This is a genomic window from Aureimonas sp. D3 (genome assembly GCF_001463805.1).
GTDB classification, from domain to species: Bacteria; Pseudomonadota; Alphaproteobacteria; order Rhizobiales; family Rhizobiaceae; genus Aureimonas; species Aureimonas ureilytica_A.
In genome coordinates, this window is the sequence record NZ_BBWM01000002.1 from 141,893 (window position 1) to 156,642 (window position 14,750).

The 14,750-nt window shown below is 65.6% G+C and carries 9 protein-coding genes; 7 read left to right on the forward strand and 2 right to left on the reverse strand.

Features of this window, described 5'->3' with window-relative positions:
* Positions 1–26 precede the first annotated feature (26 nt).
* The 3 genes from AUL36_RS00820 (at position 27) to sbmA (ending at position 3,888) form a co-directional block, all read left to right on the forward strand.
* Positions 27–1,529 carry an AMP nucleosidase gene (locus AUL36_RS00820; protein ID WP_062216957.1) on the forward strand — a complete coding sequence of 501 codons (1,503 nt, stop codon included), beginning with the start codon at positions 27–29 and terminating at the stop codon, positions 1,527–1,529.
* 4 nt (positions 1,530–1,533) lie between these two features.
* Positions 1,534–2,550 carry an endonuclease/exonuclease/phosphatase family protein gene (locus tag AUL36_RS00825; RefSeq protein ID WP_062216960.1) on the forward strand — a complete coding sequence of 339 codons (1,017 nt, stop codon included), beginning with the start codon at positions 1,534–1,536 and terminating at the stop codon, positions 2,548–2,550.
* 105 nt (positions 2,551–2,655) lie between these two features.
* Positions 2,656–3,888 (forward strand): peptide antibiotic transporter SbmA, encoded by a 1,233-nt coding sequence (sbmA, locus tag AUL36_RS00830; protein ID WP_062216963.1) that lies wholly within the window; start codon positions 2,656–2,658, stop codon positions 3,886–3,888.
* A 19-nt stretch (positions 3,889–3,907) separates the two neighbouring features.
* Here sbmA and AUL36_RS00835 read toward each other — a convergent pair whose 3' ends face one another.
* Positions 3,908–5,572 (reverse strand): electron transfer flavoprotein-ubiquinone oxidoreductase, encoded by a 1,665-nt coding sequence (locus AUL36_RS00835; protein WP_062216965.1) that lies wholly within the window; start codon positions 5,570–5,572, stop codon positions 3,908–3,910.
* A gap of 194 nt (positions 5,573–5,766) precedes the next feature.
* Between AUL36_RS00835 and AUL36_RS00840 the strand changes: the two genes are divergently transcribed.
* Together AUL36_RS00840 and AUL36_RS00845 are read left to right on the forward strand one after the other, a co-directional pair.
* Positions 5,767–6,624 (forward strand): uracil-DNA glycosylase, encoded by an 858-nt coding sequence (locus tag AUL36_RS00840; RefSeq protein ID WP_058636474.1) that lies wholly within the window; start codon positions 5,767–5,769, stop codon positions 6,622–6,624.
* A 104-nt stretch (positions 6,625–6,728) separates the two neighbouring features.
* The gene (locus AUL36_RS00845) at positions 6,729–7,979 is read left to right on the forward strand and encodes an MFS transporter (RefSeq protein WP_062216968.1); all 1,251 of its coding nucleotides are present in this window, start codon (positions 6,729–6,731) and stop codon (positions 7,977–7,979) included.
* 61 nt (positions 7,980–8,040) lie between these two features.
* Here the strand turns inward: AUL36_RS00845 and AUL36_RS00850 are convergent, their stop codons facing one another.
* The gene (locus tag AUL36_RS00850; RefSeq protein WP_058600697.1) at positions 8,041–8,988 is read right to left on the reverse strand and encodes a DMT family transporter; all 948 of its coding nucleotides are present in this window, start codon (positions 8,986–8,988) and stop codon (positions 8,041–8,043) included.
* A 296-nt stretch (positions 8,989–9,284) separates the two neighbouring features.
* On the opposite strand from AUL36_RS00850, the gene pepN reads away from it, so the two are divergent.
* Positions 9,285–11,933 carry an aminopeptidase N gene (gene pepN / locus AUL36_RS00855; protein WP_062216971.1) on the forward strand — a complete coding sequence of 883 codons (2,649 nt, stop codon included), beginning with the start codon at positions 9,285–9,287 and terminating at the stop codon, positions 11,931–11,933.
* 370 nt (positions 11,934–12,303) lie between these two features.
* Positions 12,304–14,580, forward strand: a complete 2,277-nt coding sequence (locus AUL36_RS00860; RefSeq protein WP_062216974.1) for a PAS domain-containing sensor histidine kinase — start codon at positions 12,304–12,306, stop codon at positions 14,578–14,580.
* Positions 14,581–14,750 lie beyond the last annotated feature (170 nt).

Genomic DNA, 14,750 nt, shown 5'->3' on the forward strand with positions numbered 1-14,750 from the left:
CCTCGTCCGCTCGGCTATGAGAAGCCATGACCGAGCCACTCACGAGTTCGCCCATGTCGTCCTTCATCATGCCCCCTCGTGGCGAGGCGCGCCCCTTTCTGGATGCCGAACAGGCGGTCGCCGAACTGACGCGCCTTTACCGCCTGTCGGTCGAGTTTCTGTGCGATCGGTTCGACGAGGTGCTTCAAACCGGCGACACCTCGCGCCGCTTCCGCGCCTTCTATCCCGAAGTCTCCCTCCAGACGGTCGGCCATGCCCGGATCGACTCGCGCATGTCCTTCGGCTTCGTGCCGGGGCCTGGGACCTACGCCACGACCGTGACCCGGCCCGACCTGTTCGACCATTATCTGATCGAACAACTGGAACAGCTTTTGAAGAACCACGGCCAGCCGATTCTGGTCGGCCCGTCGCAGACGCCCATTCCGATCCATTTCGCCCTGCCCGAAGGCACCTATGTCGACGGCGTTCTGGCGGAAAAACTCGACAAGCCGCTGCGCGATATTTTCGACGTGCCCGATCTCGCCGCGACCGACGACCGGATCGTCAACGGCAATTTCGAGCCGCAGCCGGGCGAGCCCCTCCCGCTCGCGCCTTTCACGGCGCAGCGCGTCGATTACTCGCTGATGCGTCTGGCGCATTATACCGCCACCAGTCCGCGCCATTTCCAGAACTTCGTGCTGTTCACGAACTACCAGTTCTACGTGGACGAGTTCTGCATCATGGCGCGCCGGCTGATGGATGCGGGCGGGCGCGGCTATGACAGTTTCGTCGAACCGGGCAATATCGTGACCCGCTCGGGCACTGCGGAGCCCGAAAGCGGCGTCGCTCCGGTGCGGATGCCGCAGATGCCAGCCTATCACCTGACGCGGCCGGACGGCAGCGGCATCACCATGGTCAATATCGGCGTCGGCCCAAGCAACGCCAAGACGATCACCGACCACGTGGCCGTGTTGCGGCCCCATGCCTGGCTGATGCTCGGCCATTGCGCCGGCCTTCGCAACACGCAGGCGCTCGGCGACTATGTGCTCGCCCACGCCTATGTGCGCGAAGACCATGTGCTCGACGCGGACTTGCCGGTCTGGGTGCCGATCCCGCCGCTGGCGGAAGTGCAGGTGGCGCTCGAAAAGGCCGTGGCCGATGTCACGGGCCTCGAAGGTTACGACCTGAAGCGCATCATGCGCACGGGAACGGTCGCCACGATCGACAATCGCAACTGGGAGCTTCGCGATCAAACGGGGCCGGTGCAGCGCCTGTCGCAGTCTCGCGCCATCGCGCTCGACATGGAATCGGCCACGATCGCGGCCAACGGATACCGCTTCCGCGTGCCCTATGGCACGCTTCTCTGCGTCTCCGACAAGCCGTTGCATGGCGAGTTGAAGCTGCCGGGCATGGCGACCGAATTCTACAAGCGGCAGGTCTCGCAGCATCTCGAAATCGGCATTCGCACCATGCAGAGCCTCGCCGACATGCCGCACGAGGCGCTGCATTCGCGCAAGCTGCGCTCCTTCTTCGAGACGGCCTTCCAGTAAGATCATGGGCCTTCGACTCTGGGGCCGCAGAGCCCTCACCCTCGCGGCGCTCGCCGGCGGCGCCTGCATCCTTGCGGGCTTCTTCGGCGCGGCCTTTCATCCCTTCGACAGCGTCAGCCATTTCCGGCTCACGCTCGCGCTAGGGCTCGTGCTCGTGGCGCTTGTCGCCATTCCGGCGCGCGCGCGTCTGGCCGGCGCCCTCGCGTTCGGCTTCGCCCTCCTGGGGCTGGCGACAACGCTGCCCATGCTTCTGCCGCAGGATGAGGCGACGGCGCCGACGGGGCAGCCGAGCTACACGCTACTTCAGATGAACCTTCTTTACGATGCCGGCGACAAGGCCGAGGCGATCCGGCGCATTGCCGAAACGCGGCCCGACGTCGTGACGCTCGAAGAGGTGACGGACGAGTGGCGCGCGCTGTTCGAGGTCATCTCGGAGCGCTATCCGTTCCAGACCTATTGCGGCCTCGAAAACGACCGCGACGGCGTCGCCATCCTGTCGCGCCGCCCGTTTCTGGGCGAAGCTCTGTGCCAGCCCCGCAACGGGCGTGTGACCCAAGGTGTGGACCTCAACGGCCGGAACGTTGCCGTCACGGCGCTCCATCTCGACTGGCCTTGGCCGAAGCACCATTGGAAACAGATCACGGAGATGATCCCCAGCCTGCCGGCCGGCGATCGTCCGGCGCTTCTGGGCGGCGATTTCAACGCCGCGCCCTGGAGCGCGGCGGTGCGCGCGGTGGCGAATGCCGCCGGACTTCGCATCGTGGACGGGATCGGGCCGACATGGCTGACCATCCAGTTTCGCGCCTTCTGGCCGCGCTGGCTTGGCCTGCCGATCGACCAGCTCATGGTGTCGCCCGATATCATGGTGGAAGCGGTCGAGACTCTGGCGCGCACGAGTTCGGACCATCTCCCGGTTCTCCTGCGCTTTTCCGTGCGCCCCAGCGAGCCGCCTCCCCCGCGAAGCGCCGCCGAGCCGACCACGGCCGCGCTCGGCACCCCATCGCCGCGCGGCGGGGCCTGACGCGCTCGCGCGAGCCAACATGAATTTCCTGTCATGACAGAAGCTTAACGGGCTCTCGGGCGCGTGATCTGCGAACAATCGGCGCGCCATGGGAGCTTCGCGTCGATGTTCGTATCCTTCTTTCCCCGCCCCCGCCTGTTCTTCGGCTCGGCCCTTCTTTGGACGCTGGCCTGCGCCGCCTTCTGGTATGCGGCCGCGCGCCCGTTCGGGCATCATCTGGGCTTTGGCGAAGGCGGGGAAACCGTGGGCATCTCGGCCTTCTGGTCACCCCTCTTTTTGTGGTTCTACCTTTATTTTGCGGCCTGCGTGTCGCTGTTCGCCAGCGTCTGGCAGCGCTTTGCCCCGCACCCTTGGGCGCGCTGGTCGATTCTCGGCTCGGCGCTCATCCTCTTCCTCACCTACTTCCAGGTGCAGATCTCGGTGGCCGTCAACACGTGGTACGGGCCGTTCTACGACCTCATTCAGGCCGCGCTCTCGCATGAGCATCCGGTCACGACGGGCGACATCTACCGCAGCTTCCTGACCTTCGGTGGGCTGGCGCTCGTCGCCGTCTCGGTCGGCGTTCTGACGAGCTTCTTCGTCAGCCATTACGTGTTCCGCTGGCGGCAAGCGATGAACGAATTCTACATGGCGCATTGGTCGGCGCTGCGCGGTGTGGAAGGCGCTTCGCAGCGCATCCAGGAAGACACGATGCGCTTCGCCACGACCGTGGAAGGGCTGGGTGTCAGCCTGATCCAGGCCGTGCTGACGCTGGTCGCGTTCCTGCCGATCCTGCTCGGTCTGTCCTCGGCGATCCGCTCCTTGCCTCTCGTCGGCGAAGTGCCTCACGCGCTCGTCATCGCGGCGCTGCTCTGGTCCGTGTTCGGGACGAGCTTTCTGGCGCTGGTCGGCGTCAAATTGCCGGGTCTCGAATTCAGCAATCAGAAGGTCGAGGCGGCCTATCGCAAGGAACTCGTCATCGGCGAAGATCGGGCCGACCGTGCCCAGCCGCCAACGGTGCAGGCGCTGTTCGCCGATGTCCGGCAGAACTATTTCCGCCTCTACTTCCACTACATGTATTTCAACGTCGCTCGCATCTTCTACCTGCAGGCGGACGTGATCTTCCCCTATCTCGTTCTGGCCCCCACGATCGCGGCCGGGGCGATCACGCTCGGCGTCATGAATCAGATCCTCAACGCTTTCGAGCAGGTTCGCAGCTCGTTCCAATATCTGGTGACGAGCTGGACCACGATCGTGGAGCTTCTCTCGATCTTCAAGCGTCTGCGCGCCTTCGAGGGCATGATCGGGACGGACACGCTCGTCCCGGCCTTTGGCGAGGCTCTTCCCGCCGCCGAGTGAGGACGGGACGGCCGGCCGATCACATCGTGCCGTAGACCGGCCCCTCGCCGCCTTGCGGCGGCACCCAGGTGATGTTGCCGTTCGGGTCCTTGATGTCGCAGGTCTTGCAGTGGACGCAGTTCTGCGCGTTGATGACGTAGCGCGGATCGGCCGGGTTGGTCTCGTCCCACTCATAGACCGCCGCCGGGCAGTAGCGCTGGCTGAGCCCGGCATAGCGATCGTGCTCCGAACTCTTCTGCAGGCCCATATCCTTCACCCGAAGATGGACCGGCTGGTCTTCCTCGTGATTGGTGTTGGACAGGAAGACCGAGGACGTTCGGTCGAACGTCAGAACGCCATCGGGCTTGGGGTAGACGATCGGCTTGTGCTGATCCGCCGGCTCGGTGGACTCGGCATCCGTCTTGCCATGCGGCATCGTGCCGAAGAAGGACAGGCCGAGAAGCTGGTTGGTCCACATGTCGAGCGCGCCCAGCGCCACACCCAGCCCCGTGCCGAAGCGGGACCAGAGCGGTTTGACGTTGCGCACGCGATAGAGATCCTGCCCGATGGGCGAGGCGCGCCAGCCGTTCTCGTAATCCTTCAGAAGATCGGCCGAGCGCCCGTCCGCGATCGCCTTCGCCGCAGCCTCGGCGGCCTGCATTCCCGACGAGATGGCGTTGTGAACGCCCTTGATGCGCGGGACGTTGACGAGGCCGGCCGAACAGCCGATCAGCGCGCCGCCGGGGAAGACCAGGTTCGGCACCGACTGATAGCCCCCTTCCGTGATCGCGCGCGCGCCATAGGCGAGGCGCTTGCCGCCCTGCAGCAGCTCGGCAATGTCCGGGTGCGTCTTGAAGCGCTGGAATTCCTCGAACGGGCTGAGATAGGGGTTCTTGTAGTTCAGGTGCGTGACGAAGCCGACATAGACCTGATTGTTTTCGAGGTGATACAGAAACGAGCCGCCGCCCGTGGCCATATCCAGCGGCCAGCCGAAGGAATGCTGGATGAGGCCGGGCTTGGCCTTGGCCGGGTCGATCTGCCAGAGCTCCTTGATGCCGAGGCCGAATTTCTGCGGCTCGCGGTTCACGTCCAGCCCATGGTGGCGGATCAGCTGCTTGGCGAGCGAGCCGCGCACGCCCTCCCCGATCAGCACATATTTGCCCATCAGGGCCATGCCGCGCTGGAAATTCGGCCCCGGTTCGCCCGAGCGCTCGATGCCCATGTCGCCGGTGGCGACGCCGATGACGCGGTCCTGATCGTCGGTCAGGAGTTCGCCGGCCGCAAAGCCCGGATAGATTTCGACGCCGAGCCCTTCGGCCTTCTCGGCCAGCCATTTGCAGACGAGGCCGAGCGAGACGACGTAATTGCCGTGATTGCTCATGAGCTTGGGCATCAGGGCATTGGGCAGGCGCACCGCGCCGTGCGAGCCGTAGATGTAGAACCGATCCTCGGTGACGGGCTGGCGAATCGGCGTGTCCTCCTGCCGCCATTCGGGCAGGAGCTTGTCGAGCGAGGAGGGATCGAGCACGCAGCCGGACAGGATATGCGCGCCGACCTCGGAGCCCTTTTCGAGCACGACGACGGAGAGGTCGGGATTGACCTGCTTCAGCCGGATCGCCGCCGACAAACCGGCCGGACCCGCGCCCACGATCACGACGTCGAACTCCATCGATTCCCGCTCGGGCAGGGTTTCGCTCTCCGTCATCAGGACCTCCGCAGCATTTTCGACGTTTTCTGAAATGCTTCTAACGGAATGTTCATGGGTATGTCTTCCCGATGTAGCAAGACACACGGGTTTATGACGCAAGGCACGCCGGGGTCATCCAGCGGTTTGCGGGGCGGGCCCGATCCGGTAAGACGAGGCGCATGACGAGGGCTCAGCCAGACGCAGGGGAACGGATGGGAGAGGCGCTGAGCGCCCTTCTCGACTGGTACGCGCGCGCCGGCATTCAAACGTTCGTCGGCGAAGCGCCGCGCGATCGGTTTGCGGAAACCGAAGCCGAAACCGAGCGGCGCAAAGGAAGCCGCCCGGCCTCCGGCCCTGCCGCCGCACAGACAGCCGCCTCGCCCGGCACCTTCCCCGAGCGACGCAGCACGGTTCTCGCGCCTCCTCCCCGCCCCGCGCCTGCCATCGCGCTGCGCTCCGACGAGGCGCTGGCGACGGAAGCGCGGGAGCAAGCGGCGCGCGCGGGCTCGCTCGCGGAGCTTCAAGTGCTTCTCGCCGATTTCACAGGCTGCGGCCTCAAGGCGACGGCCAAGAATCTCGTGTTTGGCAACGGCTCGGAAACGGCCGATCTGATGTTCGTGGGCGAAGCGCCGGGGCGCGACGAAGATCTGGCGGGCGAGCCCTTCGTGGGGCGCTCGGGCCAGTTGCTCGACCGGATGCTCGGCTCGATCGGGCTGAAGCGCGAGGACGTGCGCGTCACCAACACCGTGCCCTGGCGCCCGCCCGGCAACCGCACACCGACCCCGGCCGAGACCGAGACCTGCCTGCCCTTCACGCTGCGCCATATCGAGCTGGTGAATCCGCGCGTGCTCGTCTGTCTCGGCTCGCCCTCGGCCAAGGCGCTGCTGCGCACCGACGAAGGCATCATGCGGCTTCGCGGGCGCTGGTCCAGCGTGACGCTGCCGAACGGCGCGGCGCTGCCGACCATGGCCATGCTGCACCCCGCCTATCTCCTGCGCCAGCCCAGCCAGAAGCGTCTGGCCTGGCGCGATCTGCTGACGTTGAAACAGGCGCTCGACGCCAAGGGCTGAGGTCTCTATCGACCAGCCGACACGATCCGTCGTCAATTTGGGTGCGCCGCAGCGCGGACTGCGCTACTTCCAGAAAGCCCTACGCTTCAGCCTGGAATTGCCCCATGCGCGCCGACATCCTGCCGATCGTCTCGCTGCTTCTCTCCACCTTCTTCCTGATGGCGGGCGCGGGGCTGCAAGGCATCCTCCTGCCCGTGCGCGCGGCGATCGAAGGCTGGAGCCCTTACGAGATCGGCTTGATGGGGACAGGTTATGCCGTGCTCTTCACGATCGGCTGCGTCGTCATGCCGGCCATCGTGCGCTCGGCCGGGCATGTGCGCACCTTCTCCTCGCTCGCCGCGCTGCTGGCGATCTCGGTTTTGCTGAACGGGCTGATCGTGCACCCCGTCGCCTGGATTCTGGCGCGGGGTCTGGCCGGCTTCGCGCTGGCGGGCGCCTACATGGTCATCGAAAGCTGGCTGAACGAGCGCGTGACCAACGAAACGCGCGGGCGCATCTTCTCGCTCTACATGGTCATCTCCATGGCGGCGATGATCGGCGGCCAGTTCGCCATGCCGATCGCCCGGCCGGAACTCGCGGCCGGCTTCATGATCTGCGCTATTCTCTATGCGCTGGCCGTGATCCCGACGGCGCTGTCGCGCGCCGAAAGCCCCAAACCGCTGACGCAGGTGCGGCTGGATCTTGCCGCGATCTATCGCAACTCGCCGGCCGCCGTGATGGGCGTCTTCGCCTCGGGCATCCTGTCGGGTGCCTGGACCAACATGGCCCCCGTATTCGGCCAGAAGATCGGTCTGTCCACCGCCGAAATCTCGACGCTTCTCGTTTCCACCATGGCGGGCGGCGCGGTTCTGCAAGTACCGCTCGGCCGCCTGTCGGACCGGATCGACCGGCGCGCCGTGATGGTGTTGGCCGGGCTGATCGGCATGGGCGCGGCGGCTTTCGCGCTTGTCGGCTGGTCCGGCAACACGCTCGGCCTCTTCGCCATCGCCTTCGTGATCGGCGGCGTCATCTATCCCGCCTATTCGCTGGCGGTCGCTCATGCCAATGACTTCGCCGAGCCGGCCGATTTCGTGAAGATTTCGGGCGGGCTGCTCATTCTCTACGGGTTCGGCACGATGGGCGGGCCGATGCTGGCGGCCTGGCTGATGGAGCGCGGCGGCCCGACCGGCATCTTCGTGGCGACCGGTGGGGCGCATCTGGCGCTCGCCGCCTATGCGGCCTACCGCATGGCGCGCCGTCAGGCGGTGCCGGCGGAGGATCGCGACGACTTCCAGTCCGTCCCCTTCGCCCGCACGCAGACGCCGGCGTCCTTCGAACTCGACCCGCGCGCGGAAGCGAACGCAGCGGGAGAGTAAGAGGCCGTCCGGAAAGCGCCGCCGAGCTGACCCGGTGGACTTTTCGGACGGGCTCTACGGTTCAACCCTGCGGCGAGGACACGCGGCGCGCCTTGCGCCGTTCGATCCCGAGCCGGTGCTCGCGATAGATGATGAAGACGCCCGAGCCGATGACGATGGCCGCGCCGATCAGCGTCGTCGCCTGGATGGTCTCGCCGAAGAACTGGACGCCGATCGCGATAGCCAGAAGCATGGACGTGTATTCGAAGGGCGCGATGGTGGACGTGTCGGCGTAGCGATAGCAGGCCGTCAGCAGAAGCTGGGCGACACCGCCGCACAGGCCGGAAATCACCAGCGCGGCGAGCTGCGCCGGGTTCGGCCAGACCCAGCCGAAGACAATGGTCGACAGGGCGACGAGGCTGGAGGTCAGCGAGAAATAGACGACGATGGTGGGCGTGCGCTCCTTGCGCACGAGACGGCGCACTTGGATCATCGCGATGGCCGCGAAGGCTGCGCCGCCGATCGAGGCCAGAATGCCATAGGCGCGATCGGGGTCGGCGTGCTCGGCCGTCAGCGTGAAATTGGGCGCGGCCACCACCAGAATGCCGAACAACCCGACCAGCACCGCCGCCCAGCGATAGGCGCGCACCGTTTCCTTCAGGAACAGTGCCGCGAAGATCACCGTCAGCAAGGGCGAGGCATAGGAAATGGCGATCCATTCGGGATAGGGCAGCCGCGACAGCGCGAAGAAGCCGAGCCCCATGGACGTGACGCCGATGATGCCGCGCAGGAAATGGCCCCCGATATCGTCCGTGCGCAGCGCCGTGCGGAATTCGCCGAGATAGGCGAGATAGATCACGACGGGCACCAGCGCAAAAAACGAGCGGAAGAACACGAGCTGGCCCGCCGGAATGGTCTCGCCCAGCGTCTTCAGCGCGGTTTGCATGCCCACGAAGATGATGACGGACAGAACCTTCAGCCCGATGCCGATCATGGGCTGGTGGACGGGCGCGGCGGGGGGAGAACTCATCGGATCATGCTTCGGCTTGTCGCCCGCGAGCCTTGAGACCCATCAAGCGGAGCGGCCGGCCGCCCGCGACGCAAACTGGGCGACGGCCCGGATAAAGGGGTGATAGGCAAGTCGCCCCGGCGCGTCGAGGCGGGAACGTCATATCGCGAGGCAACTTGCGTTCGCCTTCGACACAGTGCGTGAACGCCCAAGCGCGATGCTCCCCAAGCGCGATGTCGGCTGAGCGCCATGTTGGCAAAGAGGCCGATGGGGCGCTATCCCAGCGGGAACGACTCTTCCGAAAGGCGAGACCTCCCATGCTGCGGACCGACGACGGACATATCATTCGCCTCGAAGACTATCGGCCGACCGATTTCGCGATCCATCATGTCGAGATGCTGGTGCGCCTCGTGGAAGGCGCGGCGGAGGTCGTCACCGACATCACGCTGGAACGCCGGCCCGAGACCTCCGAAACCGCGCCGCTCGTGCTGGATGGCGACGAGCTCGTGCTGACCGGCCTCCATCTGAACGGCGAGCCGGTCACGGCCGAGCAGTTCGACGCGAGCCCCGATCAGCTCACGGTGCGCGACCTGCCGGCTCGCGGGCGCTTCGTGCTGCGGGTCGAGACCCGGCTTTCGCCTGAAACCAACACGCAGCTGATGGGCCTCTACCGCTCCAACGGCGTCTGGTGCACGCAATGCGAGGCGGAGGGCTTTCGCCGCCTCACCTATTTCCTGGACCGACCGGACGTGCTCGCGACCTATCGCGTGCGGCTCGAGGCCGATCGCGCGAGCGCGCCGGTGCTCCTGGCCAATGGCAATCCGATGGAGTCGGGCGAACTGGACGGTGGCCGGCATTTCGCCGTCTGGGACGATCCGCATCCCAAGCCCTCCTATCTCTTCGCGCTGGTTGCGGGCGATCTCGACCCGCTGGAGGACCGCTTCACCACCGCCAGCGGACGGGACGTCAAGCTCGTCATCTTCACCGAAAAAGGACTAAGCCACCGGGCGACCTACGCGATGGACGCGCTGAAGCGCTCCATGGTCTGGGACGAGCGGCGCTTCGGGCGCGAATACGATCTCGACGTGTTCAACATCGTCGCCATTTCCGACTTCAACATGGGGGCGATGGAGAACAAGGGTCTTAACGTCTTCAATCACAAATACGTGCTGCTCGACCCAGACACCGCGACCGATGGCGACTATGCCGGTGTCGAAACGGTGATCGCGCACGAATATTTCCACAACTGGACGGGCAATCGCATCACCTGCCGCGACTGGTTCCAGCTCTGCCTGAAAGAGGGCCTGACCGTTTATCGCGACCAGGAATTCTCGGCCGACGAGCGCTCGCGCCCGGTCAAGCGCATCAGTTCCGTCCACGGCTTGAAAGCGCAGCAATTCCCCGAGGACCAGGGGCCGCTTCAGCATCCCGTGCGCCCGACGCGCTACCGTGAGATCAACAATTTCTACACGGCGACCGTCTACGAGAAGGGCGCAGAGCTGGTGCGCATGATCGAAACGATCCTCGGCGCCGAGAATTTCCGCTCCGGCATGGATCTCTATTTCGAGCGCCATGACGGCGAAGCGGCGACGATCGAGGATTTCCTGCGCTGCTTCGGGGAAGCCGGCGACACGGACCTCTCGCAATTCGCCCTTTGGTATCATCAGGCCGGCACGCCGACGCTGACGATCACCGAGCAATATGACGGCGGCCAACTGACGCTGATCCTGGAGCAGGACCTCGCCAAGGGCGCGGCGGGCACCGGCACGCACCCGTTCCATATGCCGATCCGCTTCGGACTGGTGAGCCGAGCAGGCGAGGATCTCGCGATCGAGCCGGTGGCCGGCGAAGCCGAGATCGAGGGCGACGTCATCCACCTGACGACGAGCCGGGCGGAACTCGTGTTCGAGGTCGGTGGCGAGCGCCCGCTGGTTTCGATCCTGCGTGACTTCTCGGCTCCCGTGACCCTGCGCCACGACCAGCCGCGCGAGGCCCGGTTGGCCTTGGCCGCGCTCGACCCCAATCCGTTCGGTCGCTGGCGGGTGTTGACCGATCTCACGGGCGACATGCTGCGCAGCGCGTCGCTGAGCGAGACCGAAGGGCGCGGGGCCACTTATGATCCGGCCGTGATCGAGGCTCTGTGCCGCTCGGCGTCCGACCAAGCGCTGGAGCCCGCCTTGCGGGCGCTGATGGTGACCCTGCCGGGCGAGCCCGAAATCGCGCGTCTGATCGGCAGCGAGATCGACCCGGAAGCCATCCACCGTGCCCGGCGCGGGGCGCTACGGGCTTTAGCGGAGGCCGGTGGGCCTGAGTTCGAGCGGTTGCGCGCGTCGCTATCGGATGGCTCCGCGCCCTTCAGCGCGGATGCGGCCAGCGCAGGCCGGCGCGCCCTTCGCGCCGCGCTCCTGCCGGCGGTCGCTATCGCGCAGACATCGGCGGCGCCTCTCTTTGCGGAGTTTGAACAGGCGAGCAATATGACCGACCGGCTGTCGGCCATCAGTGCGCTGGTGCAGCTATTCCCCGGCAGCGACGAGACGCAGTCCGCCCTCGCCGCCTTTTATCGGCGCTTCGAGAGTGATGCGCTGGTGCTCGACAAGTGGTTCACCCTCCAGGCGACCGCACCGAGCGACGGCAGCGTCGAAGCGATGGAACGGCTGCGCCAGCATCCCAAGTTCACGCTCGGCAACCCGAACCGCGCGCGCGCTCTGATCGGGGGCTTTGCGAGCGGCAACCAGCGCGGGTTCAATCGCGCCGATGGCGCGGGCTATCGCTGGGTGGCCGAGCAACTCGGCGAGCTGGATCGGCTCAACCCGCAGACGGCGGCCCGTCTTGCCACAGCCTTCCGCTCCTGGCGCTCCTTCGACGCGCCCCGCCGCGCGGCGGCCGAGGCCGCCCTGCGCGACCTTGCCAGCCGGAACGACCTGTCGCGCGACCTGTCGGACATTCTGACACGCACGCTCGGCTGATCACCGCAGCACTTTCTCAGAACGCCGCGCCGCCATTGTGCCGTGCGGCGTTTTGCCGTTTTCGTGAACAAAATCAGCGTTCCGGGCCTTGCCGTTTCGATGTTCACGATTTGTTAACTGCGTTCGAAGGAAATCTTGTGAAAACCCTGTGTGCAGCCCGCAACAGCAAGATTTGAGGCTTGCTTCGGCCTCTCTGTTTGAGCTCGCCGACGCTGGACAAGCGAGTCGCGCTCTGTTTGATTGACCCGTGAGTCGGGCTGGCGGAGCCCGGATTCAAGGTCGACGGACGAGGGGTCGTTGAATGATGTCGGACGCTTCCAGCGTACCGGCAGGAGCCGATTCGTCCCGAATTTCGGGGTGGATTCGGATCTTGTCGTTAAAGGTTGCAACCCCTTCTCTTCAGACCCTGCGCGAGCGGCTCGGCGAGTACGAGCCCGTCATGCGCACTCTCATTCCCTATTGCGTGGTCGCGTTTCTGGTCGCCGTCGCACTGGCGAGCATCCTGTCGCTGGTCGAGGCGCGGGATGCCATTCAAGCGCGCGCGGCCAACGAGCTGCGCGTCGTGGCCAGCCTGATGCGCGCCGAAGATGCCGGGCTGGAGTCGGAGACGACGGAACCGCGCCAGCGGGCGGTCCAGCTTCTGTCGGCCGCCTTGCCCCTTTTCCTCAAGGATGACGGGCTCGTCGCCCTGATCACCGACCGGCAGGGTCGCATCCTTGCGGCCACCTTCGGCCAAGAGGAGATGATCGGGCAAAGTCTCGACACCGTCCTGGACGGCAGTCAGCCGCTCAGCGTCTTCGGGGAGCGCGCGGGCGTGATGCCGGTGACGCTCGCGGGCACCAAGGGGCGCGCCACGGCGGCGCATCTGACGGACCAGCTCGGCAGCGCCGTGTTCATTCGTCTCGACAGCCAGCTCTACTCCGAATGGCGCCGCTCCGCTTCGCTGTCGGTCACGCTGTTCTGCCTGACCTGTCTCGTCTTCCTCACCATCCTGCTCGCCTATTACCGGCAGGCCATGCGCGCGGGCGTGGCGGACCGTATGTTGTTCGATCAGCATCGGCGCGTGGAGACCGCCCTGTCGCGCGGCCGATGCGGCCTATGGGACTGGGATCTGGCGCGCGGGCGCATGTATTGGTCCCGCTCCATGTATGAAATCCTCGGCATGACGCCGCGCGAAGACGTGCTGGCCTTTTCCGAGGTCGCCGAGCTCCTCCACCCCGAGGATGGCTCCTTTTTCGAATTCGCCCGGCAGATCGCGTCGGGCTCGGTCGGCCATTTCGAGCGCTCGTTCCGAATGCGCCGCGCCGATGGGCAATTCCTCTGGCTGCGCGCCCGCGCCGAGGTCGTCCGCACGCCGGACAACGAGATTCATCTGATCGGCGTCGCTGTCGATGTCAGCGAGAATCAGCTGCTCGCGCGCATGACCGACGAGGCCAACACGCGCCTCCAAAACGCCATCGAGAATATTTCAGAGACCTTCGTTCTCTGGGATGCGGACGACCGTCTCGTCCTGTGCAACTCGAAATATCAGGAAGTCTTCGGCCTGACCGACGCCGACGTTCAGATCGGCGCGTCCTTCGAGGCGGTTCGCGCCAAAGGGCGCAAGCCGATCGCCGAGCGCAAGCTGACGAGCTCGACCTTCGTGCAGGGCGAGCGGGCCTCGGAAACGCTTCTGGCCGATGGGCGCTGGCTCCAGATTTCGGAACGCACCATGCCCGACGGCAGCCATGTCGCCATCGGCACGGATGTGACGCAGCTCAAGGTTCATCAGGAGCGGCTCAGCGATTCCGAGCGCCGTCTCATGGCGACGATCAACGACCTCTCCGCCTCGCGGCGCGACGCCGAGGCCAAGGCGCGCGAGCTGGCCGAGCTGAACCACAAATACATGATCGAGAAGGATCGCGCCGAAAGCGCCAACCAGGCGAAGACGACCTTCCTCGCCAATATGAGCCACGAGCTGCGCACGCCGCTCAACGCCATCATCGGCTTTTCCGAGATCATGCACGAGGAAAGCTTCGGACCGATCGGCAACGCCAAATACACCGAATATGCGGCCGACATTCACCAGAGCGGTCATTACCTCCTGAAGCTGATCAACGACATTCTGGACATGTCGAAGATCGAAGCCGGGCGCATGGTCCTTTTGAAGGAGCAGGTGGACTTTCCCGCCATTCTCGCGGAAGCCACCAAGATCGTGGAAGTGCAGGCCGGTTCCAAGAACCTCAATCTCAAGGTGGAAAGCCCGGAGCATCTCGTTCTCACCGGGGACCGACGCGCCACCAAGCAGATCCTTCTCAACCTGATCGCCAATGCCGTGAAGTTCACGGGCGCAGGCGGCGAGGTGCGGGTTCGCGCCAGGATGTATCGGGGCCACGTCACGGTGACGATCGCCGACAATGGCATCGGCATTCCACGCGCGGCACTGCGCAGCCTTGGCCGACCGTTCGAGCAGGTGGAAAACGAGCTGACGCGCACCCACAAGGGCACCGGTCTCGGCCTTGCGATCGCGCGCTCGCTGGTCGAGATGCAGGGCGGCTCCATGCGCATCGTCTCGTCCGTCGGCGAGGGAACGGCCGTTTCGATCCGCCTTCCCTGCGATGACGGAAGCCTGGATCACAACTCGCACTCGGTTTCCGTCGCAGCCTGACGCGCACGCGCTCTTCACGAGGGCTTGGAGTCTTCTGCGTCCTATGGTGGCGTGCGTCCGCGTCGGAGCCTGCTGGAAAGCTCCAACGCCTTGCTTCTGATCATTCGACCGAAGCGAAGGCGCGCTCGGTTGCAACCCGAGCGTATCCTCCGGCGAATTTGCGAGCCCGG